Genomic DNA, 2,665 nt, shown 5'->3' on the forward strand with positions numbered 1-2,665 from the left:
GCGCTGGTTCCTATCTATCGATGCCAACGACCTGCCCGCATCTGTAAAAGGCAAGAAGCCCACCTACCGCTCCATCACCGTCAACGGCGAAGAAATGGAGTTCTCCGAAGGCTTTACTGACCTGCACACCACCAGCTATCAGGAAATCCTCGCCGGCCGCGGATATGGCATCGAAGATGCCCGCCACTGCGTAGAAACTGTCAATACCATCCGCTCCGCCGCCATCGTCAGCGCGCAGAACGATGAAGGCCACCCTTTCCTCAACACCCTGAACCGCTGAGATCGCCATGTCCCACTACCAGCATCCCAGCGCCATCGTCGATGACGGCGCGCAGATCGGCACAAATTCGCGCATCTGGCACTTCGTTCACGTCTGTAGCGGCGCACGCATTGGCCAAGGCGTATCCCTTGGCCAAAACGTGTTCGTCGGCAACCAGGTGGTGATCGGCGACCACTGCAAAGTGCAGAACAACGTCTCCGTTTACGACAACGTCACCCTCGAAGAAGGCGTGTTCTGTGGCCCGAGCATGGTCTTCACCAACGTCTATAACCCGCGCTCGCTGATCGAACGCAAAGACCAGTATCGCGACACCCTAGTGAAAAAAGGCACCACACTTGGCGCCAACTGCACCATCKTGTGCGGCGTGACCATTGGTGAATATGCCTTTGTCGGCGCAGGCGCTGTAGTCAATAAAGATGTAGCAGATTTCGCCCTAATGGTCGGYGTACCGGCCAGGCAGATTGGCTGGATGAGCGAATTTGGTGAACAACTGAATCTGCCCTTAGATGGAGAGGGGGAAGTGGTCTGCCGCCATACCGAGGCTCGTTATATATTGACCGGAAATACCCTTCGTAAAGTGGATGCGCATTAAATGATTGAATTCATCGACCTAATCTCTCAGCAAAAACGTATTAAAGATAAAATCGAACTCGGTATCAAACGAGTACTAGAGCATGGGCAATACATCCTGGGCCCGGAAGTTACGGAACTCGAAGACAAATTAGCCGACTTTGTAGGCGCAAAATACTGTATTACTTGCGCCAACGGCACTGATGCTTTGCAGATCGCCCAAATGGCACTGGGTATTGGGCCTGGCGATGAAGTAATCACTCCGGGCTTTACATACATTGCTACCGCTGAAACCGTTGCATTGCTTGGCGCTAAGCCGATATATGTTGATATTGACCCCCGCACCTTTAACCTTAATCCGAGTTTACTTGAAGCGGCGATAACTCCGCGTACCAAGGCAATAATCCCAGTATCACTTTACGGTCAATGCGCTGATTTCGATACCATTAATGCTATTGCTAAAAAGTACAATATTCCAGTAATTGAGGATGCCGCCCAAAGTTTCGGAGCAACTTATAGAGGTAAGCGCTCTTGCAACTTGACTACAATTGCCTGTGCGAGCTTTTTTCCTAGCAAACCTTTAGGCTGCTATGGGGATGGAGGAGCTATTTTCACCAATGATGAAGAACTGGCCAAGATAATTCGACAGATTGCTCGCCACGGCCAAGACCGTCGCTACCACCATGTCCGCGTAGGAGTCAATAGTCGCCTTGACACGATACAAGCCGCCATCCTTTTACCGAAGTTAGCCATATTTGAAGATGAAATTGACGCACGAAATCGGATTGCAAAGCAATACGATAAGTTGCTCACTAATTCCAGCAGTAACGAGAAGCCTACTGCAGAAAAGTATTCGACCATAGTAGCTATTCCCTTTATAGAACCTCACAATACTAGCGTATTTGCCCAGTACACTGTCCGAGTAAAGAACAGAGAAGCTGTGCAAATAAAACTGAAAGAGGCGGGAATTCCGACCGCTGTACATTACCCGATCCCACTGAACAAACAACCTGCCGTTGCTGATAATTTAGCTATTTTGCCAGTGGGTGATGAGATAGCATCGCAAGTAATGAGTTTGCCTATGCATCCTTATCTTACAGCATCCGATCAGTGCACTATCGCCGCCGCTTTGGTATCTTCCGAGGCCCCATGGGTATAAATCGTGTAATTAATACATTGCGCGAAAAACTCAAATCGCGTTCAGGCTTTGTTCGCTCCGTAGGAGTTTTAATTGGCGGTACAGCATTTGCGCAAGCTCTGACGATTTTGGCGTTGCCCCTTATTACAAGGCTGTATTCACCTACAGACTTCAGTATGCTTGCTGTTTATGCCTCAATATTGGGAATTGTTTCCGTCTCGGCCTGCCTTCGATTGGAAATAGCCATTCCCATGCCTGAACGTGATGAAGATGCCGCCAATCTGTTAGCACTATCGTTGTTTAGTTGTACCGTGATAGCTGGGACAACTGCTCTCGCGGTCTGGTTGTATTCAATTGAAATCGTAGAACTACTACGCCAGCCTTACTTGAAGTCATATCTGTGGATGCTTCCATTGGGGATCTGGTTTACTAGCGCTTATTCAGCAATGCAGTTTTGGTCCACCCGCAAAAAAAAATTTGGCATCATTGCAAGAACGAGGATGGGCCAAGCGGTTGGAGGGATCGGTACTCAAATAGGCTTGGGTTGGGCAAATTCTGCCCCCTTTGGACTATTGTTAGGACACACCGTGGCTAGCGGTGCAGGACTATTTGGATTAGCGCAGAATGCATGGAAAGATAATCGTGCGGCACTACAATCGATAAGCTGGACTGGAATG

At 49.2% G+C, this 2,665-nt stretch carries 3 protein-coding genes and 1 pseudogene; all 4 read left to right on the forward strand.

Features of this window, described 5'->3' with window-relative positions; genetic code table 11:
* Positions 1-280: pseudogene (wbpB, locus tag ACXRVY_RS23295) on the forward strand (UDP-N-acetyl-2-amino-2-deoxy-D-glucuronate oxidase); the annotation flags it as partial.
* A 7-nt stretch (positions 281-287) separates the two neighbouring features.
* A complete protein-coding gene (gene wbpD, locus ACXRVY_RS23300; RefSeq protein ID WP_458238355.1) occupies positions 288-872 on the forward strand; it encodes a UDP-2-acetamido-3-amino-2,3-dideoxy-D-glucuronate N-acetyltransferase in 585 nt (194 codons plus the stop codon).
* Entirely contained in the window at positions 873-2,009 is a 1,137-nt protein-coding gene (locus ACXRVY_RS23305; RefSeq protein ID WP_223462664.1) for a DegT/DnrJ/EryC1/StrS family aminotransferase, read from the forward strand. It begins immediately after the preceding gene.
* On the forward strand, positions 2,000-2,665 hold a 666-nt coding region (locus tag ACXRVY_RS23310), incomplete at its 3' end, for a lipopolysaccharide biosynthesis protein (RefSeq protein WP_458238356.1). The genes ACXRVY_RS23305 and ACXRVY_RS23310, both read left to right, overlap by 10 nt.

Source organism: Pseudomonas sp. P5_A2_2 (assembly GCF_054177685.1).

Coding starts and splice junctions, on each gene's coding strand:
- ACXRVY_RS23305 (WP_223462664.1), top strand. CDS start 873: ATGATTGAATTCATCGACCTAATCTCTCAGCAAAAACGTATTAAAGAT.